This window comes from Dyella sp. CR10, from assembly GCF_055814425.1.
In genome coordinates this window covers 56,242-82,372 of record NZ_CP185986.1, presented here as the reverse complement: position 1 = coordinate 82,372, position 26,131 = coordinate 56,242, and the positions used below count along the sequence as shown (strand labels likewise).

The window sequence follows — 26,131 nt, the reverse complement described above, 5'->3', positions numbered from 1 at the left end:
ACATTAGCAGCAAGCGGGCACAGGCGCGAGCGAAGCACTTGACTCCCTCTCCCCTGCGGGGAGAGGGCTGGGGTGAGGGGGACCTGCGGAGCGTAGACGCGGGAGCTTCAAAGCAGGCCTCGCTACATAGCACCTCTTTCTCGAGCACCCGCCCCTCATCCGCCTAGCGGCACCTTCTCCCCGGAGGGGCAAAGGGATGGGCCTTGGCGCACATCCGAAACAACCAGCCCCGCCTCCAACGTGATCACCCGATCGGCCATATGGAAATACCGGTCGTCGTGGCTGATCGCGATCACCGTCTTCCCGCCCGCCTTCAGCGCCGGCAGCAGGCTGCGGTAGAAGTAGTCGCGGAAATGGATGTCCTGATCGGCCGCCCACTCGTCGAAGAAAAAGATGTCGCGGTCCTCCGCGTAGCATTGCAGCAGCGCCAGCCGCTTGCGCTGCCCGGTGGACAAGGCCAGCCGCGACAGCTCGCCCTCGTGCGCTTCCACCTGCGCATCGAGATCGAGCACGTCGAGCAGCTGCCCGATGCGTTCGTCGGATAGCGGCGTGCCCGCCGCGTCCAGTACGTGCGGAAACAGAAAGAAATCGCCGAACACGCCGGTGAAGCGATCCCGATACGCGCGCAAGTCCGCTTCCACTGGCGCGCCGTCGATGCGGAGCGTGCCCCTGCGCGGCGTCAGCAAGGAACTGAGCAGAAGCAGCAGCGTCGACTTGCCGCTACCGTTGCCGCCCACGATGAACACCATCTCGCCGCGCGCGATGGCCAGATCGATCGGCCCGACGGTCGGCTTCGCCGCGTCGCGGCCGGGATAGCTGTAGCACACGCCTTCCAGGCGGATGCTGTGCCAGCGCAAAGGCGTGCTCTGCTGCACCAGTGTCGCGCGGCCTTCCTCCGCCGCGCCGGCAGTATCCAGCCCCATGCGCTCCAGATGGCGCAGGCTCGCCGCGCCCACTGCCACTTGCCGCCCCGCGCTCACCAGAAAACCCACGGGTCCGCCCAGGAACACCGCACCGATCACGAAGTGGATGATCGTGTCCTGCGTCAGACCCAGCACCGCATAGCCCAGATACACGATCAGGAAGATCGAGCCGTACAGCACGGCCATCGACCACGCCTCGTTGAGCCCGAGCCCGGCATGCGCGCGCACCATCAGCCGCCGCGCGCGCACAATCGCCGGGTCCATCAGCTCGTGCGTGAAATGCGCGGCGCGCGCAGCATTGAGGGTCATTTCCTTCTTGCCGTCGCTGATGAAGCGGAAATACTCGAACACCTTCTCGTTGGCGCGGCGCAACTCGTCCAGCTGGCCGCGCATGACGCGCGCCAGCAGCAGCGATGCGGCGAACGTTGTCGCCAGGAACGCGCCAAGGATGGCGAGCAGTACCGGCGACACCGTCGCCAGGTAGCACGCGTACAGCACCGCCAGCAGCGCGTTGTAGGCCAGCAGCGGCGCCACCAGCGCCAACGGCGCGATGTTGGCGACGTCGTCGATCAGCGAGCCGAACACCGTGTGTTTGCGGTCGGCGAGCTTCTCGTACTCCAGCTCGATGAAACGCCGGGACAGCTCCGTGCGCAGCTGCGCCACCAGGTTGCCGCCCAGCCGCGCCAGCAGCACTTGCGACAGCGCGTTGGTGGCCAGCAGCGCCACCAGCCACAGCAGCCCCACCAGTAGCGGATGCGCCGCCTCGCCGCGCAGGCCCTGCGAAGCAAGCCGGTTGATGTGCGACAGCAGTGCCACCGTGCAGCCGGCGCTGGCGCAGGAGAGCAGCGCCGCGCCGATCAGCGCACCGTAGTGCCGGCGTAGAAAGCGCTGCAGGATCATGGGCAAGTCGCCACCGGATTCAGGCCGTCAACAGTTCCGCTTCGAACACGCGGTTGCGCGCGTATTCGCCAGGACGGCATTCCATCAGCAGGGGCGAAGGAATGTCGCAATCCGGATGCATGCGCAGCAGCTGATGGATCGAACCGGAAATGCCGCTCATCAGGCCCGGCGTGAACGCGTCCCTGGCCAGGCCGCCGACGATGCCGTGCTCCTCGATGCTCGACAGGATCACCGCGCTGCCCGGCATCGCCTCCGGTGGCAGCAGCTCCGGCGCGAGCTTGCTCGCGCGCATCATCAGCTCCCACATGCTCAGATCGCCGTGGCACAGCGTGTGGCTGTAGCCCCAGCCGCCGCGCCGGGCCGCCTGCACCGCGCGGCGCAACGTATCCAGATGGCGCTCGCTGCCGGTGCGCGCATACAGATCGCAGGCCGCCAGGCCGATCCCGACGCTGCCATGGCACCAGGTATTGGGGAAGTCGCGGCTCTCGGGTTTGCGCACGTCGAGCCAGTTGCCGAACTCGGGCAGATACAGCGATTCCTCGAAATCGAACGCGCGCTCGGCCAACGCCAGCCAGCGCTCGCGATCCGCGCGCGTGCCGGCCTGGCTCAGGCCGATGCGGCTCAATACCCAGCCGATGCCGGTGGAACCGTGGGCGAACCCGCCCAGCGGCTCGTCGTGCACGGCGGCTGGCCAGCGCGCGCCGCGCGCATCGACGATGGCGGTTTCTTCCAGCCGCCACGCAGCCTTCGCCGCCAGCTCTAGCCAGCGGGCCTCGCCAGTTGCGTCGGCCAGATGCAGCAGCGGTACGATCGCGCCGGCGACACCTTCCAGAATGTCGAAGTTGCGGTCCGCGCCGAAGTCTCGCTGCGCCATCGCCACACCCTGGCGGATCGCCATGGCGAGGAAATCCGACTGCGGCTGGAAACCGTGCAAGGTGAGCCAGGACAGGATCTGCGAACCCACCCCGATATACCCGCCCACCGCTTCCACCGGACGCGCTTCTTCGGTGGCACGCAGCACCTTGAGCACGCCATCGAGTGCTTCCTGCACGCCCTCGACCGGATCGGTGCGCTGCGCGCGCATCTCGCGGCGGTAGGCCGCCAGTGTGGTCGCCACGCCGCACAGGCCGACGTACAGGTTGGGCTGAAGGCTGCGCATGGCCCAGCCGCTGCGGCCCAGGATCGGGCTGATCCAGGTGATCGTGCCGTCGCCGCCGCGCACGGACAGTTCGAGCAGCTCCTTCACGGTCAGCGCCGCCATGGTGCGCCGCCGGCGATCCAGATCCTTCGCGCTCGGATGACGCGGGCGCAGGTCGTACGGCGCGCGCTTGTCGTCATTCAGCCGCGCATTGAGATGCGCCGTCACCAGCGCGCCGCGGATGGTGAGTTCCTCCAGATCGAGCCGCATCGCCTGCCACGCGCCAAAGATCTCGTCGAGCTGCGCCTGGTCCAGTTCATTGACGAACACTGGCACGTCGCCATAACGCATATCGTCGATCTCGGCCGCGATCACCACCGGGTCCTTCGACGCCACCAGCGAGACGGCCGAGTTCTTTTCCAGCAAATCGCGCGCGCGCTCGATCGCAGCCGGCTCGTCGTGCAGCGATGCCGGATGCCACAGCATGCGCATGATCTCGACGTAGATATGCGTCGGCCGCTGGATCTGCCGGATGCGGCAGCCGAGGAAACCCGCGAGCTTGGGCGCCAGTGCGCCTTCGCGATGCATGGCGAGGAAACGGCCGGTGAGCGCCTGGAACCCCGCCACGATGTCCGACCAGTAGCGCGAGATGTCCGGGTTTTCGCAAGGATGGTTGCTGGCCATGTCGATGTCGACACTGACCAGGCCCACGCGCGCCTCGGTGGTGCCGTGGTTGACAATTTCCGGCACGCGGATCTTCGGTTGCTGCCCCGGCAGCGCACCGATCGCCGAGATGTCCACGCCGTCCAGACCCAGCGCCGGCGCGCGGAACGGCACCAGCCCCGTGCGCAGCACCGACGAGCGGATCATCGCGTCGGCCAGATCCACCGCCTGCCCCAGGCCGGATGCTTGCGGCGGCGGTTCGGGCACGAACAGGCTCTCCATATCCACCACGCAAGGCACGGGACCGCAGGCGATCAGGTTCTCGTGATGCACATCGGTGCCGCCGAGCAGGCGCAGCACCGCAAGCCAATGGCCGATGTTGCGATAGAAGGTCTTCAGTTCGTCCTCGCCCGCGCAATAGCGGTGCTCGACGAACGTGGTCCAGCCGTAGCTTCCGCGATCGAGCGCGGCGGGCACCCGGATACGATCCGGCACTTCGGAAAAGATATCGGCGAGGAACGTTTCCAGCGCCTGGTCGATGCGTACCGACCGCGGCTTGTACATCACCTTGCCGCCATCGAAGGTCAGCTGCGCTACCGCCTGGCCGCCTTCGTGCACGTCGCCACGCCCGAGCCGGATGCCGCGCAGCGCGCCGGCAGGCTGGCCCAGCAGCTCGGCGAGTGCCTCGCGATCGGCGACCATGCGCTGCACCAGCGTCACAATGGCCTGGCTCTGCTGGCCGAGCGCGCGGCCGAGCCGTTCGTCGAGTACCGGGTAGCGGCGCCGCAACGCGGCTTTGAATGCGTCCTGCATCGCCAGTTCGACGAATTGCGCGAACTTGCCCCGCTCGTCGGTAGCGGTGAGCTGCCCGCCGAGCTTGGCGGCGTGCAATTCCAGCAGCAGGATGCGATTGAGCTTGCGTTCGGCGTTGTCGCGCAGCGCCTGCTGTGCGTCGCGCACCAGCAACGCGCTTTCGTCGTCGCTCAGCCCGGACATCGCGCGGAGGCGTTCGGCGATCGATTGCCTGGCGTCGGCCGTGAGGTAATCGATGATCCCAAGGAACGTATCGTTCGACGGCGCGTCGCCCATATTCAACACCCGGCAGAAATGAGAAATCGCTCGTCCGCAGCCGTGGCAAGCCACGGCTGCGGCGAAGTCACATCAACAGCAGAGGCCCGGGCGCGAAGCCGTGCAGCCGCTGCAGCGAGTATCCAGCGCGATTTCCGGGCTGGTCACGGCGGCGATCGTCGCGGCCTGGCCTTCGGTGTACAGCGGGCCCGCCGGATTGGCGTAGCCGTTCACGCTATCGGAGCCCTTCAGCCAACCTTCCAGAATGTTGTCGGTCTGCATTGGTGTCACTCCTTACGTTTGGTTTGGGTAAGCGCTCAGGTCGAACGCACTGCTTTGATCGCAGTGAGCGCGGCTGCGATGAAACTGGTCCGTGCATTGCGCCGGGCGACGTAACGGCGCGGCGTTGTATCGATCGCGCACGCGCGAGCGCAAGGCGACACGCCTCGCTGCCCATGCGTACTCATGATTTCCCCTGTCGCGGCGTTCCGACTTGCCCTGCCTGCTCCATCACGCAATGCCCCCCGCATGCGTAGGCGAGGTCATCCAGCACGACCCCTGTGCTTAAGGCGCGTTATATCCGAGCGGTTATCAATCACCCAGCCCCGTGAAAGGAATGTGATCCCGCATGGCGCTTGGCCTGGCCCGCTCTTCGGCGATACTGCGGCCGTTCGCACGGCCATGCGCAGTGCGATCCCGATCACATTCGGCACGCGTCACATGACGCTTGGCAGATGTCGTGCCGGCGCGCGCCGCGCCTAAGCTCGCCCACTCTTTCCGCGCACCAAGGACCTGCCATGCGCTTCGCTCTCTCGCAGTCCCGGCTCCTCCCCCGATGCCTTGCCGCCGCCACGTGCATGGTCGCCGCCTCGCTTCCTGCCCTGGCGGCGCAACACGAGAGCGCGCCGCCCAAGGCGCGCACGGTCGATGTCGTCGAATCGCTGTTCGGCCATACCGTGAGCGATCCCTACCGCTGGATGGAAGGCGAGAAGAACACCGAGTTCCAGCAATGGCTCGCCGCGCAGGGCGACGACACGCGCGCGAAGCTCGACGCGCTGCCGACGCTGAAGGCATGGCAGGAAACGCTGCAGAAGATCAACGGCGCCACCGTCATCCATCGCGCTCAGCGCCAGGTCAGCGGCCGGCTGTTCTTCATCCGTCAGAGCGCGCAGGGCAGCGGCGCGCTGATGGTGCGCGAGGCCGACGGTACAGAGCGCGTGCTGCTCGACCCGGCCACGCTCGGCGAGGGCACGCATGCCTCGATCACGCTGTACGCGCCGTCGCCGGACGGCAGCAAAGTGGCGGTGAATACCGACCGGGGCGGCAACGAGGTCACGCGCCTGGAAGTGTTCGACGTGAAGAGCGGCAAGCCCACCGGCGACGCGCTCGAACCGGTGTGGGGCGAGTTCGGCGCCGACTGGCTGCCCGACGGCAGCGGGTTCGCCTACACCCAGATGGCACCGCCCGACCAGCGCACCGGCGGCGATCCGCTGCAGGACATGCGCCTGCGCTTCCACCGCCTGGGCACGCCACCGGCACAGGATCCCATCCTGCTGCGCGCGGGCAAGGGCGAAGGCGCCAATGCCTCATTCGCGATTCCTTCCAACCGCTTTCCGGACGTCGATTTCCCTGCCGGTTCGCGCTGGGCCCTCGCCACGGCCACGGGCGCGCAGCCGGAGACCCAGTATTGCGTCGCGCCGCAGGCCGATGCGATCAAGCCCGGCGCGACATGGCGCTGCCTGGCCCAACTGAGCGACCAGGTGCAATCCGCCACCCTGCATGGCGACACGCTCTACCTGATCTCCAGCCGCAAGCACTCCAACGGCGAACTCCTCGCGCTGGACCTCTCGCGCCCGGACGCCACGCTCGCCGATGCGCGTCCCGTCCTCCCGCTCGACGACGACGACATCATCGTCGGCATGACGCTCACCGACACCAAGGCCATCATCGCCGCGCGCGACGCGTTGTACCTGAAGGTGGCGCGCAACGGCATCGATGGCGTCCGCCGCATCGATTACCGCAGCGGCAAGGCGCAGAACGTACCGTTGCCTTTCCCCGGCAGCGCTTCGCTGTTCCAGGGCGACAGCCGCCACGACGGCTTCCTGCTCGAACTGCGCGGCTGGACAACGCCTCCCAAGTCGTGGCGCTACGACCCGGCCAACGGCAAGTTCGCCAGCCTCGGCCAGGACGAAGCCAGCCCAGCCGACTACAGCATGATCGAGGCGACCGAGACCGAGCTGATCAGCAAGGACGGCACGCATGTGCCGCTGACCATCCTGCATCGCAAGGACGCCGCACTGGACGGCAGCCACCGCGCCATCCTCTACGGCTACGGCAGCTATGGCCTGCCCATCACGCCCGCGTTTCTTCCCGTGCGGCTGGAATGGGTCAAGCACGGCAACGTGCTGGCCATCGCGCACGTGCGCGGCGGCGGCGAGAAAGGCGAGGCCTGGCATCAGGCCGGCAAGGGCGCCAACAAGCACAAGGGCGTGGAAGATTTCGTCGCCGGCGTGGCGCGCCTGAGCGAACTGGGCTACAGCCGCCCTCAGCGCACCGGCCTGAGCGCCGGCAGCGCCGGCGGCCTGTTGATCGGCGGCGCGCTGGTGAATGATCCCGGAGCGTTCGGCGCCGCGGTGGTGCGCGTGGCCATGCTCAATCCGGTGCGGCTGTTGCAAGCACCCAACGGTGCCAACCAGATCGGCGAGATGGGCGACCCGCGGCAAGCGACGGATTTCCCCTTCATCCTGGCGATGGATCCGTACCAGCAGATCAAGCCGCATACCGCGTATCCCGCGGTCATGCTGAACGTGGGTCTCAACGACAGCCGGGTCGCGCCCTGGGAGACCGGCAAGTTCGCCGCGAAACTCCGCGCCGCCAATACCAGCGGACGGCCGATCTGGATTCGCACCAACGCGAACGGCGGCCACGGCATCCAGACCTCGCTCGGCGCGGAAGCGGCCGAGTATGCGGATATCTTCGCCTTCATGGATGCGCAGCTGCCGGTGCCTTGAGCAACCACGGGCGCCGCGCTCCGGCGCGGCGCCACTGGCATGCCTAGCGGATACGCGTCAGTTCATAGGTGCGCATGATCGGTACGCCTTTGTCATCGGCATAGACGGAGGTTTCCACCAGCGTCTTGCCGTCGGCGGCGACTGAGTAAATGCGCGTCGATGCCGGATGGCCATCTTTGGCCAGCGCCATGATCAGCACGTTCGGCACCGGCTGCTTCAAGGCCACCGTGTCGGCTTCGAGAGTGGCGCCCTTGATCGGCACGGACGTTCCGTCGAGAGCGACGGTGGCGAAGGAGCGCAGCTGCACGCCGGCGGGATCGACGATCGCGACCTCCGCCGCCCACTTGCCTTCGCCAGCGTCAGCGAAGGTGAAGGTGACGCTCTTGGGCCGCGCCTCCGGCGCCATCGGCAGGCGCGAGACATCGACCGCCCACTGGCCCAGCAACGGAGAGGCCGCCGGAGGTTGCGCGAGCGCCGTGGCGCTGTGCATTGCGAGGACGAACGGCAGAACGGCGAACCGGGCTTTCATGGGGATGCTCCGTGGGTTCGGGGTGCCCCGCAGGGTACGGCAAAGTGAGGCGCGCACGCCCGTCTCGATCACGGACTTACCGCACCGATCTCCTCCACGTACACCAGCTCGCACGCCCCGCTGCCCGTGTCCTCGCGCGTCATCGAGGTGCGCCAGCGCCAGCCGTCCGGCCGGTCGGCATCGACGAGGACCCCCCCCAGGTGAATCACTTGGCCTGAGCGGATTCGCTCCAGCGCGCGGCGCACCGTCTCGTCGGCAGGAATCATGTGCATGTTGGCGCTGGAGATCTCGATCTCGCGTTGCGGGATCGGAAAGGATTCGACGCGCCAGTAGTAGAAACGATTCGACTGCGAGATGGCGATTTTCGCCAGTACCGCGCTGTCGGACATGCGCCCCCAGCCGAGCACGAGATCGACGGGCGCGAGCGAAGCGCCGGCGTCGAAGCGATAGTCTTCGCGCGACAGTACGCGCGCGGTCAATTCGAAGTGCGCGCGCGTGGTGAGCGTGACATCGCCGCGTTGCAAACGGACGCCGTGATCGAGATCGACCTGCTCAGGCGCTTCCGGCGCGAGCACGCCGGGCGGTGCGGCCACCGGCCGATGTCGCCACCAGTGCAATGCGCCCCAGCCGACGACGACCAGGAGCAGCAAGAAGCCCCACTTACGCATCGGCGCCGGATGCCCGCCGACCGTGCCTGCGCCCCGAAAGCGTCACTTCGAAGTACGTCATCCATCCCCCCGATGGCGGCCGGCGCGCGCCGGCTCGTGGCAACCTTAGCAGGTGCAAGCCTGTGCGTTGATTCACATTTTCGGCCCTCGCACGCCTGCTCGCGATCGGCCTGAGGTGTTGCGCCCGCCATTCGATGCCAACCAGAATGTGCCACCATGACACCCGTGAACCCGCCCAGGCCAGGGTTAGGCCGACGCTTGCTGGTGATGGGTGCCCTTGTCGTAGCGGGCACCTTGTCGTTTCCCGACGCCTCACCGGCGATGTTTCATGCAGACGTGAAGGACCATGACGCGATGACCACACCGAATTCCCCTCCCGCCCAGGAACTCACTGCGACGCAGGCGCTCCAGCGCATGCTGGAGCTGATCCGCGGCATTCACCACGTGAAGGACGTGACCCCGGACCTGATGGCGCGGGTGATGGGCAAACAAGTCCACGACACCGGCGAAGGCAGCTTCGGCTTCGGCCAGCGCCTGTCCGGCGACTGGGCCGTCGGCCTGCAGTGGTATCTGCAGCGGCCGCACGACGTGCCACAGATGGAACTGGGTTTCGATCCGGTGCCGAATGCCGGCGCGACAGAAGTAGAAAGCTGCGATCCGGATTACGCCGCATTCACCACCTCGCTGGAAAGCATGGGTTTCATGCGCCATCCCGCGTACGGTGAACACGGCCGCTGGAAGTTCGACTCCTTCGACAAGCCGGGCATGCGTGTCGAGGTGTATCCCATGTATGCCCAGGCCAAGGATGACGCCAACGCACTGGGCACGCGCTGTGTCCGCCGCGTGCTGGTGAGGTAAGGAGACCCCACATGCCGCTTTCCCCCGAAGCCCTTGCCATCGTCGACGACTTTGGCAGGCAACCCGGCGTGCTGCCGGAACACGAACAGAACCTGCGTCGCGCGATCGACCGCTCGCCGGCGATGACGGACGAGATCAACCGCGCCGTGAAGGAAGGCCGGCTGGAAAGCTTCCAGCTGATGGACGGCCGCGATCCCGGAACCGCCGGCCAGTACGACCCTGCGACGCGCAGCGTCCAGGTCCAGCCCTTCGCCCTCGCCAACTCCAGCGATCCGGCCTACCAGCAAGCCCGCGAAGGGCTGACCAATACGCTGGGGCACGAGGTGCAGCACGCCTTGAATGCCGAGCGCATCGAGCGCGCCCGACAGACGTTCGAGAAAGATCTGGAGCGTGTCGCCAGCTCTCCGCAGCGCGATCACGACTACACCCAGGCGATCGGCAAGATGCTCAAGGAGAATCTGCGCGACGAAGCGAGCGGACAGGTCTCGGGCTGGAACGCGGACGTGAGCGCGGCGCGCAAGGAGTTCGCCGAAGCCAAGCGCGGGCCGCTGACGCTGGAGGACATCTACCAGCGCAATGGCAACGATGCCCAGAACTTCATCGATCGCGCGCCCGATCAGAACGGCAAGTACACCTACACGCTCAAGCCCAACATCCACCTCAACCCCGATCTGACGATGCCGCTGGACGACCGCAACGTCGAAGGCATCACCAAGAACATCCTCACCGACAACCGTCTGGCGATGGGTCCCAGCGGGACATCGGAGTACGGCAACTGGTACGGTGTCGACCTGGTGAGCGAGGCGGTCAAGGCCGAACGCGCCTACAACGTGGGTCGACCGACCGATCAACAGTCGCAGATGAGCATCAACCTCGCCGAGCTCGGGCTGGACCGCAAGACGCTCGAGCAGAATGGCCTCCAGCTCGGCGTCGACCGCAGCCCCATGCCCTTCCTCGACAAGAGCACCAACCCGCCGACGCCGTCGCACTTCCACGACACGCGCGAGGACAACAAGTACGTGCCCGATCCGCAGAAGGCGACCCGGCTGGATAATCCGTCGCACCCCGACCACGGCATGTTCCAGCAGGCGCGCGAACACGTGCACGCGCTGGATCGCCAGCTGGGCCGCGCACCGGACCAGCACAGCGACAACCTCGCTTCGGCGGTCACGGTCTCCGCGCGCGCCGATGGGCTCAGCCGCATCGACCAGGTCGCTCTCAGCCAGGACGGCAGCAAGCTGTTCGCCGTGCAGACGCCGCCCGGCATGCGCGACCACTTCTTCGACAAGCAGACCAGCGTGCCTACCGCGGCCGCCAACACGTCGATGGAGCAAAGCGCCGCGCAGTGGCCGCAGGCGATGGACAAGTACCAGCAGCACGAACAGGCGCAGGGGCAGCAACAGGCTCAGGCGCAGCAACAGCAGCCATCGCAGGCACAGGGCCAGCAGCATTCGGCACCGGTGCAGCAGATCGGCGGTCGCTGACGGGGCGGTCCCGCGGGCCGGTGGCCCGCGGGACACCTGCGCAACGAACGGCCACGCCAGTCCTCATCCCGCTCACCGCCATCATGTCCATGCCGATCGACTCGCCCCGCTCTCTTCCACGCGCCATCGGGCTGGGCCTGCTCATCGGCCTGGTCTTCGCGTTGCTGCTGGCGATCGCGGCGTTCTTCGGCGTCTCGATCTATGAGGATGTACACCATCAGCAAGGTTCGTGGAGCTCGCTGGGCGCCGCGCTGGCCCTGCTCTATGGCATTGCGATCGGCACGCCGCTGCTGATCCTCGCAGGGGGCGTGCTCGGCGGTTGCTGGCTGCGCAAGCGGCGCCGCCGGCGCTTTACGTTCTTGTGGTTCCCGCTGTCGTTGCTGCCGGTCGCGGCGCTCGCCGCCACGCTGGGCTTCGGTCTCTGGCATTTCGGCGGACGCGCTGCCTATGAGCGACTGCAGCAAGCCCGGCATCTGCACTGGGCCATCGCCAACCGGTCACCGGACGACATCTCCAGCATCAGCTTCTTCATGGATCCCACCCAAGCACCCGACGGCTACGCATGGCAGCACTTCACGCCGGATCTGCCGGTCGAACTGCAGCCCAGCGAAACCGTTACGCCGGGCTGGTCGGCCAAACGGACCGTGCTGGTGTCATGGCAGCGCGTCGCCCCCTGTGGCGCTGCGGTCGTGACGCATTGCGGCGGCGACGGCGAACTGCTGCAGGCGCGGGTGACTCTGCCGCATTACGGATCGCGCTGGAACAAAGCCTACGTGCTGGTTTTTCTGCCGCATGATCGCGTCGGCGTCGAAGTCGTCGATAGTCGCGACTTCGATGGACGAGTGAACGACACGCTGCCGGAGGCACAAGTGGCGAAAGGCGTTCCAGCGGCCCAGCAACGCTGATAAGTCGCGTTGCGAAGGTCACTTTCTCTTGAGAAGACGTTCCCGCGCATCAGCCACTTCCGGGACCGACGACAGCTCATCGATGACTTCAAGCAATGACGCGTTCGTCTTCGCTCGCCACAGCAGCGGACCGAAGGCGTAGAGAAGCGCCTCTTCGCGCAAGTGCGGCAGTTCGCGCTTCAGCTCTTCGATGATGGCCTCGCGCTGCATGCCATCGGCGGCGAGGCGACAGAGGATTTCGATGGCATTTCCCTGAGTCCAGTCGTACTCCCCGAAGGCGACCTCGCGCAGCGCCGGCAGAGATGGTTCTCCCAGGACATACAGGATTTCAAAGATGGCGAACTGGCGCGCGGCCATCCAATCACCAAGCCCTGGAAAGCGATCTGCGAGCTCCGCAGGCGGCGTGCTTTCGCTATGGAACAGGTACATCAGCTCGAGAATCGCTGTCGGCCCCAGCCGCTGCGCCGCTACAGACGCCCGCTTGGGAAATTCGGCTTCGTCGCGGATGGATGCAGCCACCCAACGGATCGTAGCCTCGCAATCCATGGGGACGCCCGCATGCTGCTTTCCCGCCAGATAACGCATCCATCGTTTCAGCATGACCGCTACCTTATCGCCGGCGTCAATGCCTTCGCCGCCTCGCCCGCGATATCGTCCTGCACCTTGAGCTTGTCGCCGGCCGGCCGGTCGTACGTCGCGGACCACACCACGAAACCGTCCGCCGCGCGCACCAGGCGCGCCGCCACACGCATGGTGGTCCCGGAGCGGCGCACGCTGCCGTCGAGGATGTAGGCGACGCCGAGCGAGCGGGCGATGTCGGCGACCGGGACCTGCTTGTTCTTGTAGTAGAACGAGGACGTCGGCGCCGATACCTGCATGCCAGGGAAGGTGCTGAGCTTGTCGATCAGCTCCTCGGTCATGCCGTCGGCGAATGGTTCCTCGCTCATCGCATCGGTGAGATCGAGGAAGGGCAGCACAGCGATGGAACGCGGATTCGATGCGCCCGGGAGAGCGGCCGTCGACGCGGTGCCGGAGTGGTCGCGCGCCAGCCAATAGGCCGAGACCGCGCCGCAGGCGAGCACAAGGACCGCAAAGGCAAGCAAAGCGCGCATCGACAGCGCCTGCCGTTTCGTCGGGGCTTCACCGCCATCGGGCTGCACAGCCTCGACTGTGCTGGCGACAGGCATCTGCGCGGGCGACTGCGCCTTGTCCGCTTGCAGGTCGACCGGTGCGATCAACCGATAGCCGCGCCGCGGCACGGTAGCGATATAAGTCGGCTGTTTCGGGTCGTCCCCCAGCAAGCGGCGCAATGACGTCACTGCCTGGTAGACCGAATCGGGCGTGACGATGACACCGGCCCAGACCTCCCCCAGCAACTCGTCGATGCTGACCACCTCGCCGGCACGATCGGCCAGGCACAGCAACAGCCGCATCGTGCGGGCCTCCACGCGAACCGTGGTGCTGTCGCGCGACAGCTGGTCCGTCGCCGAATCGACGCGCCAGTCGCCGACACGCAAGGTTCCCCGGATTGAGCGATCAGCATCAGACGATCCGTTCCCCATCGTTCATCACCGCCAGTGGATAGCTTCCGGATGGTGGCATCAACGCCAAGGAGCGACAACCGAAGGCCGCGGGCGTCCGCTCAGAAGTTTTCAGGCTATTTCAGCGCTGTTTTCAGGACTTCCCGCCAAGGCTCCGCGCAGATTGCCGGGGCACGCCTGCCGCGTGCCGCCCATCTCACCAGGAGCCCCGCCCATGATCCGCCGCACTGCCTTCGCCCTTGCGCTCGCCCTCGCCACCTGTCCGCTGGGGGCCACCACGTACACGCTGGAACCCAGGCACACGGTGGGCACGGTCCGCTGGAGCCATCTGGATTTCGCTTACCCCACCGCGCAGTTCAGCCAGGTCGAGGGGACGCTGGTGTTCGATCCGGCCGAACCGCGCAAGGCCAGCGTGCTGGTGACCATCCCGCTGGCCACGCTCAGCAGCGGCATCCCCGACCTGGACGACGATTTCCGCTCGCCCGCATTCTTCGACCTCGCCCGCTTCCCCACGGCCACCTTCAAGAGCACCCGGGTCGAACCCACCGGCACGCCCCATCGCCTCAAAGTCATCGGCGAGCTGACCCTGCGCGGCGTGACCCGGCCCGTCACGCTCGACGTCACGATCAACAAGATCGGCACGAACCCGCGCCTGCACCTGCCTGCGGTCGGCTTCGACGCCACGACGACACTCAAGCGCTCCGACTTCGGCCTGGGCAAGTTCGTGCCGCAGGTCAGCGACGAGGTGACGTTGCACATCACCACGCAGGCGGATGAGGCCAAGGGCTATGCGGCCTATCTGAAGGCGGATGCCGAAGAGGCCGCCGCGGAAGCCGCCAAGGCGAGAAAATGATCCACCCGGAAAGCGCGGCGGCCCGCCAGCGACATCAGGTGCCGGCCCGGTCAGCCGCGCCCAGGCCCCTTCGCCGCTCCCGTCATCTGCTCGATCATCCGCCCGAACTCCACCGCCGCCGGCGTCTTGCCGCCGGCGCTCCACACCAGGGTGAAGTCCACCTTGGACAGCGACGGCAGGCCGTACTGGCCGTCGATGATCTTCATGCCGGGTTCGACGTCGTCGCGCGCGAGCACGGTGACCGCGAGCCCGGCGAGGATGGCGGCGCGGATGCCTTGCTGGCTCTGCGAGGTGAACACCACGTGCCAGGGGACGTCCTTGCCTTCCAGCGCGGCGATGCCGACCTTGCGGTTGATGCACGGCGAAGGGAAGAAGGCGAAGGGCAGCGATGCGCCGGGGGCGGCATCGAAGGTATCGGCCGCGACCCATACGAACTGCGTGCGGCGCAGTGGCGTGCCTTCCTTGTCGCCTGGCGCGGTCATGACGACGGCAAGGTCCAGTTCGCCTGCCTTGATCATCGGCATCAGGTCGAGATTCATGCCCACGCTCACGTCCAGCCGCACCGAGGGAAAGGCACGGCCGAACTGGCACAGCAAGGTGGGCAGGCGATCGCCGAGGAAATTCTCCAGCACGCCGAAGCGCACCACGCCGGAGATCGGCGACGGGCGGAAGCGCCGCGCCATGGTGTCCAGCGTGTCGAGGATCTTCTGCGCGTATTGCAGGAAATCCTGGCCGTCTTCGGTGAGTGTCAGTGCGCGCGTGGTGCGGTAGAGCAACTGGCAGCCGACCTGCTCCTCCAGTCGCCGGATCTGATGGCTGATCGCGGACTGCGTGAGGTTGAGCCGCTGGGCGGCGCGGGTGAAGCCGCCGGCTTCGGTGACGGCGACGAAGGCACGCAGCAGGGCGGGATCGAAGTCCATGGCGGTGACCGCATTGATGACGGGCCATCATGGTGACCACAAAAACAATTCATTTCCATCATGGGCTGCGCCTGCCGACAATGGCCGCACCCGCCCAAGCACACCAACGCGCAGGGCTCGTCGAAGAGCTGGCGCCGGCCTATCCGGCGCGCATCGCCTGTTTCCCTGCGATCAATGAGTCACGCGGATACGTACCGCCGGCTGGCGCCTGCCTGGCCGCGCTGCCGTATTCGCCCTTTCGGCCCGGAGCCTCCGTCGTGTCTCTTTCCCCTTCCCATCGCAACGGCGTCGCCGCTGTCGCCATCTGCCTCGCCGCATTGATGTTCGGCCTGGAGATATCCAGCGTGCCGGCCGTGCTGCCCACTGTCGAGAACGTCCTGCATGCCGGCTTCAGCGGCGCGCAGTGGATCATGAACGCCTACACCATCGCCTGCACCACCGTGCTGATGGCCGCCGGCACGCTGGCCGACCGCTACGGGCGCAAGCGCGTGCTTCTGCTGAGCGTGCTCGCCTTCGGCATCACCTCGCTTGCCTGCGGGTTGGCGCGCGACGCGTCCGTGCTGATCGTCAGCCGCTTTCTGCAAGGCATGGCCGGCGGCGCGATGGTGATCTGCCAGATCGCCGCGCTGTCGCACCAGTTCCAGGAAGGGCCGTCGCGCAGCCGCGCGTTCGCCGCGTGGGGCATCATCTTCGGCGTGGGGCTGGGCTTCGGGCCGATGATCGGGAGCGCCATCGCGGTGCTGCTCGACTGGACCTGGGTGTTCCTGATCCAGGTGCCGCTGGCGCTGCTCACGCTGGCGCTGATCGCGTGGAGCGTCGACGAATCGCGCGATCCGGACGCCAAGCACCTGGACCTGGCGGGCATCGTGTCGATGTCGCTGGCCGTGTTCGGCCTGACGTTCTTCATCACGCAGGGGCCCGCGCTCGGCCTGGGGCATCCGCTGGCCTATGGCGCGTTGCTGGTGACGGCCATCAGCTTCGCGGCGTTTCTCTACGTGGAGAAGCACCGCGCACATCCGATGTTCGATTTCTCGGTGTTCCGCATCCGCGCCTTTTCAGGTGCGCTGTACGGCTCGATGGGCATGAACTTCAGCTTCTGGCCTTTCATGATTTACCTGCCGATCTATTTCCAGTCGGTGCTCGGCTACGACGTGGTGACCTCCGGGCTGGCCCTGCTCGCCTATACCTTGCCGACGCTGGTCGTACCGCCACTCGCCGAGCGCATGGCCGTGCGCTATCAGCCGCGCGCCGTCATCCCGGCAGGATTGTTCACCATCGGCCTGGGGTTCTTCGTGATGCTGCTGCACGGCGCGGGATTCGGCTTGTCCGCGCTGCTGGCCGGCTGCGTGCTGGCAGGCATCGGGCTGGGCATGACCAATACGCCGGTGACCAACACCACGACCGGCGCCGTGCCGACCGCACGCGCGGGGATGGCGTCGGGGATCGACATGAGTGCGCGGCTGATTACCTTGGCGATCAATATCGCGCTGATGGGGTTTCTGTTGATCGAGGGGATCTTGGCGTCGCTCCGGCGGGCTTTGCCTGGTCAATTCGATGCGGCGACGCTGCGCGATGCGGCCAACAGCATTGCATCAGGCAGCCTGCCCTCGTCGTCTGGTACGACCGCACAGGTGGCGGCCGCGGCGCATGAGGCGCTGGTCCATGGCTTTCAGTGGGTGATGCTGTACGGCGGCGCCGGCGCCTGGGTGTTGGCTATCGCGAGCTTCGTGACGTTTGGAGCCCATCGCACGGCGACGATGCCGCTGAGCTGTCAGGTGCAGTCCGACTGACGGTCAGCTGCCGTATCGCATTGCACGGAGGCGTGCGTAGGTTGGGGTGAGCGCAGCGAACCCGAACGATGCGATAGCGTAGAAGCCAGTTGGGGTTCGCTGCGCTCACCCCGACCTAGGCGCCCACCATGCAAAGCCGTCGCCGATCGGGCTCAAGGCTCCGCAAAGCGGATGACCACGTCGTTCAAGGGTAGCTGCTGGTGGCGCCGTTCGGCCGCGGTCGCTTTCCATGGCTCGCCCTGCCCGAACAGCTGCGCCTCCGTTTCAGGGCCGAGGACATCGAAGCTCTCGAACACATAAGGCAGCCCCTCCGAGCCTTCGAACGTCGCCGCGTTGGAGAGCTGGAAATGCAGATGCGGCGCCGCCGAATTGCCGGACTGGCCTAGATGCGCCAGCACCTGGCCGCGATGCACGTGCTCGCCCGGCTTCACCTTCACGCTGCCCTTCTGCAGATGGGCGTAGCTGGCGAAGACGCCGGGCGCCACTTGCAGCACGACGTAGTTGCCGAACAGGCCATGCGCCGTCAAAGACGCCGGCTCGGGCTGCGGACTGAGCGGCTTGTGTTCCTGCTCGCCGTCGCGGGTATCGATCACCACGCCATCGGCCACGGCGAGCACGTCTGCGCCGTAGCCGATCCAGTCCGCATACGCGGTCTGCTGAATGTTCTTCACGCCCGAACGCAGCGCGTGTCCCGACGCATCGACCCCGACCAGATCGAGCGCATAGCGCTGGGGAATCGTCAGCGCGCCGTTGACGGCGACCAGACTGCCCCAATGGTGCGACTGCGCCGCGCCCGGCCCTTCGTGCGCAAGCCAATGTCCGCCACGCAAGGGCGGCCCCAGTGTCATCAGTTGCTGGCTATCGACTTGGACTGTCGCGCCATCCAGCGTCACGGCGACCTGTTTGTCCGTATCGAAAACGATGCGGTGGCGCAGGCGATGCGGCACGGCGGCGTTCGACGGCAACGTGATCCAGACGTACATCACGGCGCGCTTTCCCGGAAGAATCGATACCGCGGCGTGTTCCGCCGGCGCCGGGCGAACCATGCCGGAGAGGCTATCGCCGTCCAGGGCGAGCAGCGGCGTGGTGGCGTCGTCGCCGAAGACCTGCAACCCCTTCGGCTTCAACGGACCGGTGTCGCCATAGAAATTGGTGACGTGCAGCTCGTAGGCCAGATGAAGCAGGCCGTCGCTGCCGGTAAATGGACTCGGCGCGAAAGGCACTCTGGCCTCGACTGGAGCGAGCGCTTCCTCCGCGTGCAAGTACGACAGGCAACACGCCAGGGCGAGTACGACCGTGGCGACAGACTTGCGGTTCATGCGGCATCCCCTGTGGATAGACACGTCAGGCCATCCGCCAGGATGGTACGTGAAATACCCAGCACTTCTGCGCCCATGTACGCGTCACCGGCAGGGAAAATCCGTGGAACCTGGCGCTGGTCGTTTACCATGGACACGCCGGCCATGCCCGGCACCAAGGAAAGCCAAGTCGATCGAACAAAGGACTGTTGTCTTGAAGACCTCGTATCCCGCCGTAAGCCCCGCTCACCCGGCCCGCGCCGGTCGTCTTTTCACCTCGCACCGCTCGCTGCGGCTGCCTCTATGCGGCCTGTTCGTACTGGGACTGATGCCCCTTGGCCTTCATGCCGCGACCTCCTCGCAGGGTTGCGAAGCCTGGGTGGGCGACTACGCCGGCAAAGCGACCGATCCCGCCCAGCTGCGCATCGAGCACGGCAAGCAAGGCTTCGTGCTTCGCGGCAAGGAAGACGGCCAATGGAGCGCGCAAACCGTCGAGCTGAAGGACGTCACGCACGAACCCGAGCTCGACGTGCCGATGGCACAGCATGGTTGCGTGCTGGCCGGCGATGGCGCGCTCTTTATCAAGGCGCCGAAAGGCACGGCCTACCAGGCCACCGCCATCACCGGCCAGAACTTCGGCACGTTCCATATGGGCACCGACTCGCTCTTGCTCGCGATGCAGGGCTTCCAGGTCAATGGCCAGGATCTGTACCGGGTGGCGGCCAAAGACGCGTCGCCGCCGCCTCCGAAGCCGCTGGCCAGGGCCGCACCGGGCAAGGAGGCGAGCAGCTTCTCCTGCCCGGGCGGTCCGGCGGCGGCGATGAGCCAGGCGGCCTTCGATGCGCTGCCTGCCGATTACCGCAAGCGCTTCCAGGGCATGAAGCCGGCATCGCAGGCCGAAGTGATCTGCGGGCAACGGCTCAACGATCTGCTCAGCCTCGATACGTTTACCTCGGTGGACCTGGATGCGGATCGCGCCGCCACGCTCGCCGAGGCAAAGATCCTGCTCAAGGCCGGCGAAACGCCGCGCGACGAGGACGGCCGCGCCACCTGGTGGAGTGCGTCGCGCCATTGGCTGATGCGCAACACCCCGGTGCTGGACAACAGCCCGCCGGTGCCGCTCAAGGCCGAGTACTTCACTACCTTCAACGAAGACATCCTGCCGCATCTGCCCAAGGCGCCAGCCGACGATACGCAGAGCGTGTCGGACGTGGTTCGCTACACGCTGGAAATGCCCGAGGCGCAGGCGCTTCAGGCGCTCACCCGGTTACAGGCGACAGGCGCGCTGGACATACGGGTCGCCGGCAGCAGCGTCGCACGCGGCGGGGTGACACGGGCACTTTCGCCGACGGTCTCCGACGCGGTGTTCGAGTTCCTGTGGAACGTCGCCAAGCCCCCGCAGGCGGATGCGCGCGACCTTTTTCTCACCGCCCTCCACCTCGGCAAGGACGACACGACCAGCGTCAACCGCCTGCTCCGGCATGGCATGGACCCGAGCGACGCCACCGTGCTGCTGCGCGCGCGCGATTATCCCAAGGTCTATGCGCTCCTCCAGGAAGCGGCCCTCAAGCAAGCCAAGGGCAGCGGTGGCAAGCTGCGTCCCGAAGTCATCGATCCGCTGGTTCAGGCGGCGCTGTTCAAGGACCGGGAGAAGGCGATCGACTGGAGCAAGCTCGATCCGCTGCTCAAGCAAGGTGGCGACCTGTCGCGCAGCTTCATGGGCGTAACCGACGACCGCGACTCCCTCGCCTACTTCGCGCGCAGCGCGCCGGATCGCTTCCTGGATCTATTGAACCATGGCCTGCGCGTCGACCTGGCATATCCGCTCGGCGGCCAGGCGTTGCTCAGCCGCTATTTGACGCTCAGGATCAACTGGCTGCCCGAAGGCCCGCGCGCCGACGTCGTCGAAGCCATGCTCAAGCGGCACAACAACGCCGCGACCGGCAAGCCCTGCACCGATTGCAAGTACAGCCCGCTCGGCATCGCGCTCGGCAACAGCGGCCCTCACAGCGCCGACGTGGTGAAGGTTCTGGTGCGCTATGGTGCCGACCCCAATGCGCTCGATAACGAGAAATTCCCCTACTTCACCTACGCCATCATGGACGACCGCGCGGACATGCTCGACGCGATGCAGAGCGCCAAGCCGCTCAACCTCAAACTGACCGATCCCAACGGCTTCAGCATGCTGGCGCTGGCGCGTTGCTATGAGGCGGAGCATGCCGCGGCATGGCTGCGCGAGCATGGCGCGGAGCAGCCTGATCAAGGCTACGCCGCGTGCCGGCAGGCGATGGAAGAGCGCAAGGCCACGAAAAGGAGTGGCTCTTCGACGAGTCCCTAGCGAGCGGCGGGACACCGAAAGGCACACCTGGACGCACGCCTCGCCACGCCAATTTCTTGATGGCATGGCGAGTCGCGCTTCGTCCGGAAAGCCGGTCAGCCGCTCCCCGAACGAAGCGCATCGCCTGGCTAGTACCACCCCATCAGCATCCGCGCGCTCCGCACGATCTGACGGCTGTAGTAGAGCTTGGCTCCGAAGTAAACGAAGAAGAGCATGACCACTGCGCTCACCTTCAGGGGCGTATCGGCAACCCGGGCAGCATCTTTCAGCCCCAGTTCGAACACGAATACCAGGAAGGCACTGACGAGCGCCGCCAGCCCGATGATCAAGTGCTGCCACGGCCGGAGATCGGAACGACGGGATGACATGCGGATGATGAAAGGATTGAACACAGTTTCACTCCTTGATGGGTGCGATGGAATGGATTCCACCACAAGCTGCTGATGGAAACCGACGACGGCCTACAGGACGACCGTGGCATCAACCTAGAGCGCCGTGGCGCCAACCCGAGGTGGAAACCCTGCCATTTTTGCCAGAGTTTTCGACATCAGGATCAAGACAGCGCCATGTCGAGGCCGCATCTCGCATGCAAGTCAATCGCTGCCCGATTTCACACACCAGCAAGCCGCCCTCACTCCGATGCGCATGCGTCATCGATCTTCCTACCCAGTTCGCTAAAGCTGCCGTAGATATCCGGCGACGCCTCGAAGTACTCCTGGCCGCCCGAGGCAAACCGGACGCACTGGCGAAGTTCCGGATAGATCGACCGTACACTTCCGGGATCTCTTTCCTCCCGGTCGAGCAGCAGCCTCAGGAATACGCTCGCCGCATCCGCGTCGCCCACGGCTTCCGCGGAATGGAGATACGCCACGAACGCGAAGACGTAGTACTGGAATGCAGCGCGAGGCATGTGGCGCAGCTCGTGGCCGCGCTCGATGCTTCGTCCACTCGCAAAGTACCCCACGGCCTCGGAGATCGACTTTCCGCCGAGAAGCTTGCGCGCATAGCGAATATCGTGGTCGGCTTCGTAGCCGGCCCATTCCTTAGCGCCGGGGACCTGGCTTCGCTTCGAGCTCATGCAGGGCATCCATCGCTGATGGCGACGCTACTCAGAACTTGTACGCAATCATCAAGCGGTTATACGTAAAAGGCTCATTGCCCGGATTGAGGTTGGCGATGCCGCCTACCGAGCGCTCCCAGCGGTCGCGCACCTGGAGGCCTTTGAGCAGGCTGTCCAGGTTGTAGATGATGTCGACGTAGATGTCGTGGCTGCTGCCGCGTTCCAGCGTGGTGTACTTCGCGTAAGCGGCGACGATCTGCAGCTTCTTGTCGAAGAAGTTGTACTGCGCCCGCGCTTTCCAAGCATGGCCCGGCCCCTCTTCCACCAGGCCGCGGATCATCGACGTGGTGAACAGCGGATCGGTGGCGTAGCTGGAGGTGTACGGCGAGATCAACGCCCCTTCGCCTACCGCACCGGCCTCGCCATCGAGCTTGTTGTAGGCGACGTCGATGCTGCCTTCGTAGATAGTCGTGCCAACACGCGCACCCCACGCTTCGGCCTTCACCCGGCTACCCGCCACACCGACCAGCTTGGTATGCGTACCCACCAGGATGTTGTCGCTGCCACCGTTCTCGTTGAGCCACTGCACGGCCACGTAAGGATCGAATGCCGTGCCGGTCTTGAACGCATAGTTGCCGGCGACGTAGCCCATGCGCGCGAAGCGCAGGAAGTTGTAGTACCAGGCTTCGGCTTTCAGGCCGCCATCGGCGTAGGTGGTGCCGGCCGCCCAGGCGCCATTGGCCTGCGGTGCCGTGCCGGGCAGCGCGCCGTTGTTGCCGTACATGGAGTCGCCGTCGTACTTCGACGGGTAGTACAGGTTGTCGTTGTACATGCCCTGCGACGTGCGGCTCTTCCAGCTGAACGTGCGGATGGCATAGATGTTCCATCCCTTTGCCGGCGTCAGAGCGATCTGCGCGGCGTTGTACGAGGAGGGAATCACGCGCGAGTCGTTGCCGCCCATCCACGGCGTGTTGAGGTACTGGTAGCCGCCGCGAAACAGGAACCAGCCGCGCTGGAACTGCAAGTAGGCCTGGCTCCAGGCGCCCAGCGAACTGTGGGGGCCCATCAGCGAGGTGTCGGTCTTGGCGAGGGTGTCCGGCTTCGTGCCCAGCATATTGGCCGTGACGAACGAACCACCCGCGCTCAGCCCGCCGAATACCGTACCTGTCTGGGCATTGATCAATGCTGCGAGCGACAGCGCACGTGCATCGGGCGTGCCGGCGGTGTCGTAGAGCCGGTTGAAGTTGTAGAGACGTAGTTCGCCGTCGACGTGCCCTTTGTCGAAGATATCGTCGAAGCTGTCTTCGGCATGGACCGGCGCATGAGCGGCGATGAGGCAAGCGCAGAGCAGGCACAGGCGGGAATGGCGCATGGGTAGCCCTTTTTTCTTTTCAGGATGGCGGTAGTGGAAGGGCCCGCCTGACGCTGCGAGACGGGCGACTCATGCCGAAAGCGCGCGATCTGTTGCTGGTTCGTCACTATATAGGGATCGGGCGGGCCGGTGGAGTGCGAGAAACCTTTTACGCCACGCCACCCCTGAAATCTGAGCCCTGCCTCGCTTAATGGGCGGACGTTCCAAATGTCATCACGGCCAGCGCTTCGTCAACCGGGTAGTCCGTGCCCATGCGCGAGTTGACCATGCTCAGGAAAGTGGCCGGCGGTTCGAGCCACATGCGCGATACGTAAGTCAGGATCGCCGGCATGAGCGCATCGATGGATAGATCGGCGGACCGGAGATCGGCCAGCAACTTGGGGCCGAAGACCAGCATCTCGTCCTTGCCGCTTTCACCCATCCATCGCATATGGCGCTGGATGACGCCGGCCCAGTGGGTGATCTTGTCCATTCGTGACAGGTCGGCGTAGTCGCTGGGAAGCATGAATCGGTAGTCCTTTATGGATTCGGGAGATGGCAAGCGGCATGCCCTTCGCACAGATCAGGTCGATGCGTAGGCCTCTGCCCAGCGATGGGTTTCACGATGGCGCCCCAGCCCGAGCGTGTCGAATTCGTCCTTGCCCTGCTCGGCAATGACGCCGATGGCGCGCAGCGCACGACTGATGGACGTGTTCGGCCAGGCCTCGCCGTAGCCTTGGCTTTGGGGCGAGAAGATGACTTCGCCTTGCGACCAGGCCATGGCGTCCTGGCCGCCGTCGCCGCCGAAGTACTCGGTGGAGACATAGGCCACCGGCGAATCGCTGGATATGCGCAGCGCTATCTGGCGCACACCAGGCTTCATGTCCGGTAGCCATGAAGCCTCGGCACTCGGCGCGAATTGCGCCAGTTCGGCAGTCAGCCCATCCGTGATGGGCACCAAGGCGAAGCCGTCCCCCAGTGGGCAGATCACGGCATTGGAAAGAGCCGCCATCGTCTGGCGTAGATGGGATTCGTCGGCAATGAGCGCCTTGACGTCATGCATGATGATTTCGTTTCTGATGGAAAGTATCGATGACTCGCCATCCTCGCAGGCTAGTCGACCACGAACAGCTTGGCGCCGATCTCCGTATGGGACCGATGCGGCTCGGCGCCATCGGCGACCTGATAGCTCATGCCGGGCTTGAGAGTGAACCGGCGACCATCCTCAAGCTCGGTATGAAGCTCGCCTTCCAGACACAACAGAATGTGGCCTTTGGTGCACCAGTGGTCCGCGACATAACCCGGCGAGTAGTCGACCATCCGCACTCGTATCTCGCCGACATGCCGGGTTCGCCAATAGGCCGCTCCTGACTCGCCTCGATGTTCTATCGGCGCAATCGACGACCAGTCGGTCGTGCCGAACGGAATATCTGACATCTTCATCGCATCCCCTTTGGCATAAACGAACGCTTTCACGCCTCTACAGGCTCATACCGCAGCAGCTGCGCCTGAGCGAAGTAATTCCCGTAATACTCGTTCTCGCGCATGCCGGGATTATCGGCAAAATTGATATAGGGCTCGCGACAATGCGGGCAACGAAAAGGATTGAGGTAGCGATAGCGCGACCCATCAGGCGCCTCGGGAAGCGACTGCTCGAGCTTGGCGAGTGCTTCAGGATCCGGTGTCGACAGGGGTACAGGACTGCCCGGCACCCGCGTGCTGACGGTAATCGTGTACTTGCCGGAGTCCGAGTAGAAATAGCCCGACTCGCTGAATCCCGCATGGTATGAGCGAATCAGGAAACTGCGATGGCAACGGTCGCACTCACACGATAGAAGCACGCTACCCGGCGTCACCGATCCGCTGAAATGCAGGCCTCGGCCAAAGAGACCCTTTCCCGTAAATTCCGCGTTGGCAACGGCCGCGCCAGACAGGAAAAAGGGCTGAAATCGAATGCCGATGGCCTTGCCCTGGCCCAGCGCGCCAGGATCAAACGTCGGCGAATCGCTGATGACGCAATCGGCCTGACAGCCTTTGTTCGCGTGCAATCGTATCGAGAAATGTGCCCAGCCAAAGGCCTGGCCTAGCACGTGCGTGTGGACGACATTGCTCGAGTCGATGAAGGAAACCGACGCGTCTACGCCGATTCGCACGGACGGATTCTTCTCGACCGGCAACTCGTCGGCGTGAAAGGTGCACAGCTCCATACCATTCACGAGAACCGTGAGGTCCGCGGGCGGCTTCGCCTTGAAGCGGCGGAAGAGCGACATGTGATTTCCTTATCCTTAAGGTGAAGAACGGCCAGCAGGATTGGCAGACCTCTCGGCCGCAATCCTGCCAACATTCGCGTCTGGACGAAAGCGAGAGCTTGAACCGCCATCCCATTCGCTCGCCGCAAGATGCCATGCCATCCGACCAAGACGAGCCATCTACCGCTCAATAGCCCCCAGACACGGACGAGCAGCACTTCCCCTCCGCTCGCCCACCTTGCCGGACTCCCCGCGGTTCGGCGGTATCCCAGGGTTCCCACGGAGGCAGCTTCGGCGATTGAGCCGCCGATGAAGCAAGGTCCGGCCAGGTCTGGCATCTCATCGTGTCCGGAATGACCGTCGATCGGCTCGAACAACTGCCCAAGGTTTGCGCTACCGCCGGCGAGCTCACCGACCGCGATTCGCTGCGGAACGTCGATTTCCTGTGGGAGACGTTGGACACGCACTACGCGTTTTTCGCGACCCATGGCGGGGATTGGCACGCGGTGCGCGACAGCTACCCGGTGCGACGGCGCTGAATCCTGCGAAGCGCAAGTAAGACACTCAACGTTCGAGTGTCTTCG

23 protein-coding genes and 1 pseudogene are annotated in these 26,131 nt (G+C 65.5%); 8 read left to right on the top strand and 16 right to left on the bottom strand.

All coding sequences use genetic code 11. The features are described from left to right. Positions 1-155: 155 nt before the first annotated feature. From ACNR9O_RS00365 to ACNR9O_RS00355, 3 genes and pseudogenes are all read right to left on the bottom strand, one after another. On the bottom strand, positions 156-1,823 hold the full coding sequence (locus tag ACNR9O_RS00365) for a cyclic peptide export ABC transporter (RefSeq protein WP_473684069.1): 1,668 nt from the start codon (positions 1,821-1,823) through the stop codon (positions 156-158). Between the two features lie 160 nt (positions 1,824-1,983). Continuing rightward, positions 1,984-4,620, bottom strand: a pseudogene (locus ACNR9O_RS00360) (type 2 lanthipeptide synthetase LanM family protein); the annotation flags it as partial. A gap of 165 nt (positions 4,621-4,785) precedes the next feature. Beyond that, complete coding sequence (locus ACNR9O_RS00355) at positions 4,786-4,974, bottom strand: DUF6229 family protein (RefSeq protein WP_473684071.1); 189 nt, start codon at positions 4,972-4,974, stop codon at positions 4,786-4,788. Between the two features lie 575 nt (positions 4,975-5,549). Between ACNR9O_RS00355 and ACNR9O_RS00350 the strand changes: the two genes are divergently transcribed. Continuing rightward, complete coding sequence (locus ACNR9O_RS00350) at positions 5,550-7,703, top strand: prolyl oligopeptidase family serine peptidase (RefSeq protein WP_473684073.1); 2,154 nt, start codon at positions 5,550-5,552, stop codon at positions 7,701-7,703. A 43-nt stretch (positions 7,704-7,746) separates the two neighbouring features. Here the strand turns inward: ACNR9O_RS00350 and ACNR9O_RS00345 are convergent, their stop codons facing one another. Then, positions 7,747-8,232 (bottom strand): hypothetical protein, encoded by a 486-nt coding sequence (locus ACNR9O_RS00345; RefSeq protein ID WP_473684075.1) that lies wholly within the window; start codon positions 8,230-8,232, stop codon positions 7,747-7,749. A 68-nt stretch (positions 8,233-8,300) separates the two neighbouring features. Further along, the gene (locus ACNR9O_RS00340; protein WP_473684077.1) at positions 8,301-8,882 is read right to left on the bottom strand and encodes a hypothetical protein; all 582 of its coding nucleotides are present in this window, start codon (positions 8,880-8,882) and stop codon (positions 8,301-8,303) included. A 372-nt stretch (positions 8,883-9,254) separates the two neighbouring features. Between ACNR9O_RS00340 and ACNR9O_RS00335 the strand changes: the two genes are divergently transcribed. The 3 genes from ACNR9O_RS00335 to ACNR9O_RS00325 all read left to right on the top strand — a co-directional run bounded on the left by ACNR9O_RS00335 (position 9,255) and on the right by ACNR9O_RS00325 (position 12,147). After that, positions 9,255-9,758 carry a hypothetical protein gene (locus ACNR9O_RS00335; protein ID WP_473684079.1) on the top strand — a complete coding sequence of 168 codons (504 nt, stop codon included), beginning with the start codon at positions 9,255-9,257 and terminating at the stop codon, positions 9,756-9,758. A gap of 11 nt (positions 9,759-9,769) precedes the next feature. Further along, on the top strand, positions 9,770-11,242 hold the full coding sequence (locus ACNR9O_RS00330; RefSeq protein ID WP_473684082.1) for an XVIPCD domain-containing protein: 1,473 nt from the start codon (positions 9,770-9,772) through the stop codon (positions 11,240-11,242). A gap of 83 nt (positions 11,243-11,325) precedes the next feature. Next, on the top strand, positions 11,326-12,147 hold the full coding sequence (locus ACNR9O_RS00325; RefSeq protein ID WP_473684085.1) for a hypothetical protein: 822 nt from the start codon (positions 11,326-11,328) through the stop codon (positions 12,145-12,147). Positions 12,148-12,165: 18 nt separating this feature from the next. Here the strand turns inward: ACNR9O_RS00325 and ACNR9O_RS00320 are convergent, their stop codons facing one another. Both ACNR9O_RS00320 and ACNR9O_RS00315 read right to left on the bottom strand, forming a co-directional pair. Then, positions 12,166-12,747: a hypothetical protein gene (locus ACNR9O_RS00320; RefSeq protein WP_473684087.1), complete on the bottom strand. Its 582-nt coding sequence runs from the start codon at positions 12,745-12,747 to the stop codon at positions 12,166-12,168. A gap of 5 nt (positions 12,748-12,752) precedes the next feature. Next, positions 12,753-13,664 carry a winged helix-turn-helix domain-containing protein gene (locus ACNR9O_RS00315; protein WP_473684089.1) on the bottom strand — a complete coding sequence of 304 codons (912 nt, stop codon included), beginning with the start codon at positions 13,662-13,664 and terminating at the stop codon, positions 12,753-12,755. Between the two features lie 238 nt (positions 13,665-13,902). On the opposite strand from ACNR9O_RS00315, the gene ACNR9O_RS00310 reads away from it, so the two are divergent. Next, positions 13,903-14,541 carry a YceI family protein gene (locus tag ACNR9O_RS00310; RefSeq protein ID WP_473684091.1) on the top strand — a complete coding sequence of 213 codons (639 nt, stop codon included), beginning with the start codon at positions 13,903-13,905 and terminating at the stop codon, positions 14,539-14,541. A 50-nt stretch (positions 14,542-14,591) separates the two neighbouring features. On the opposite strand, the gene ACNR9O_RS00305 is transcribed toward ACNR9O_RS00310, so the two are convergent. Beyond that, positions 14,592-15,461: a LysR family transcriptional regulator gene (locus tag ACNR9O_RS00305; protein ID WP_473684093.1), complete on the bottom strand. Its 870-nt coding sequence runs from the start codon at positions 15,459-15,461 to the stop codon at positions 14,592-14,594. A 257-nt stretch (positions 15,462-15,718) separates the two neighbouring features. Here ACNR9O_RS00305 and ACNR9O_RS00300 point away from each other — a divergent pair, with 257 nt between their 5' ends. Next, positions 15,719-17,251, top strand: coding sequence for an MFS transporter (locus ACNR9O_RS00300; protein ID WP_473684095.1), 1,533 nt, complete (start codon positions 15,719-15,721; stop codon positions 17,249-17,251). Between the two features lie 152 nt (positions 17,252-17,403). Here the strand turns inward: ACNR9O_RS00300 and ACNR9O_RS00295 are convergent, their stop codons facing one another. Beyond that, a complete protein-coding gene (locus ACNR9O_RS00295; RefSeq protein WP_473684097.1) occupies positions 17,404-18,570 on the bottom strand; it encodes a M23 family metallopeptidase in 1,167 nt (388 codons plus the stop codon). Positions 18,571-18,763: 193 nt separating this feature from the next. Here ACNR9O_RS00295 and ACNR9O_RS00290 point away from each other — a divergent pair, with 193 nt between their 5' ends. After that, positions 18,764-20,887 carry a hypothetical protein gene (locus ACNR9O_RS00290; protein WP_473684099.1) on the top strand — a complete coding sequence of 708 codons (2,124 nt, stop codon included), beginning with the start codon at positions 18,764-18,766 and terminating at the stop codon, positions 20,885-20,887. Positions 20,888-21,015: 128 nt separating this feature from the next. On the opposite strand, the gene ACNR9O_RS00285 is transcribed toward ACNR9O_RS00290, so the two are convergent. The 7 genes from ACNR9O_RS00285 to ACNR9O_RS00255 form a co-directional block, all read right to left on the bottom strand. Further along, on the bottom strand, positions 21,016-21,279 hold the full coding sequence (locus tag ACNR9O_RS00285) for a hypothetical protein (RefSeq protein ID WP_473684101.1): 264 nt from the start codon (positions 21,277-21,279) through the stop codon (positions 21,016-21,018). A gap of 239 nt (positions 21,280-21,518) precedes the next feature. Next, positions 21,519-21,965 carry a hypothetical protein gene (locus ACNR9O_RS00280; protein WP_473684103.1) on the bottom strand — a complete coding sequence of 149 codons (447 nt, stop codon included), beginning with the start codon at positions 21,963-21,965 and terminating at the stop codon, positions 21,519-21,521. 31 nt (positions 21,966-21,996) lie between these two features. Then, positions 21,997-23,319: a hypothetical protein gene (locus ACNR9O_RS00275; protein ID WP_473684105.1), complete on the bottom strand. Its 1,323-nt coding sequence runs from the start codon at positions 23,317-23,319 to the stop codon at positions 21,997-21,999. A 187-nt stretch (positions 23,320-23,506) separates the two neighbouring features. Next, positions 23,507-23,824 (bottom strand): hypothetical protein, encoded by a 318-nt coding sequence (locus ACNR9O_RS00270; protein WP_473684107.1) that lies wholly within the window; start codon positions 23,822-23,824, stop codon positions 23,507-23,509. 57 nt (positions 23,825-23,881) lie between these two features. Beyond that, positions 23,882-24,361, bottom strand: coding sequence for a hypothetical protein (locus tag ACNR9O_RS00265; protein WP_473684109.1), 480 nt, complete (start codon positions 24,359-24,361; stop codon positions 23,882-23,884). Positions 24,362-24,411: 50 nt separating this feature from the next. After that, a complete protein-coding gene (locus ACNR9O_RS00260; protein WP_473684111.1) occupies positions 24,412-24,774 on the bottom strand; it encodes a DHCW motif cupin fold protein in 363 nt (120 codons plus the stop codon). Further along, complete coding sequence (locus ACNR9O_RS00255) at positions 24,771-25,568, bottom strand: hypothetical protein (protein WP_473684113.1); 798 nt, start codon at positions 25,566-25,568, stop codon at positions 24,771-24,773. The genes ACNR9O_RS00260 and ACNR9O_RS00255 overlap by 4 nt, the downstream gene beginning before the upstream one ends. Positions 25,569-25,900: 332 nt before the next feature. On the opposite strand from ACNR9O_RS00255, the gene ACNR9O_RS00250 reads away from it, so the two are divergent. Then, entirely contained in the window at positions 25,901-26,086 is a 186-nt protein-coding gene (locus ACNR9O_RS00250) for a hypothetical protein (RefSeq protein WP_473684115.1), read from the top strand. The last annotated feature ends 45 nt before the right edge of the window (positions 26,087-26,131 follow it).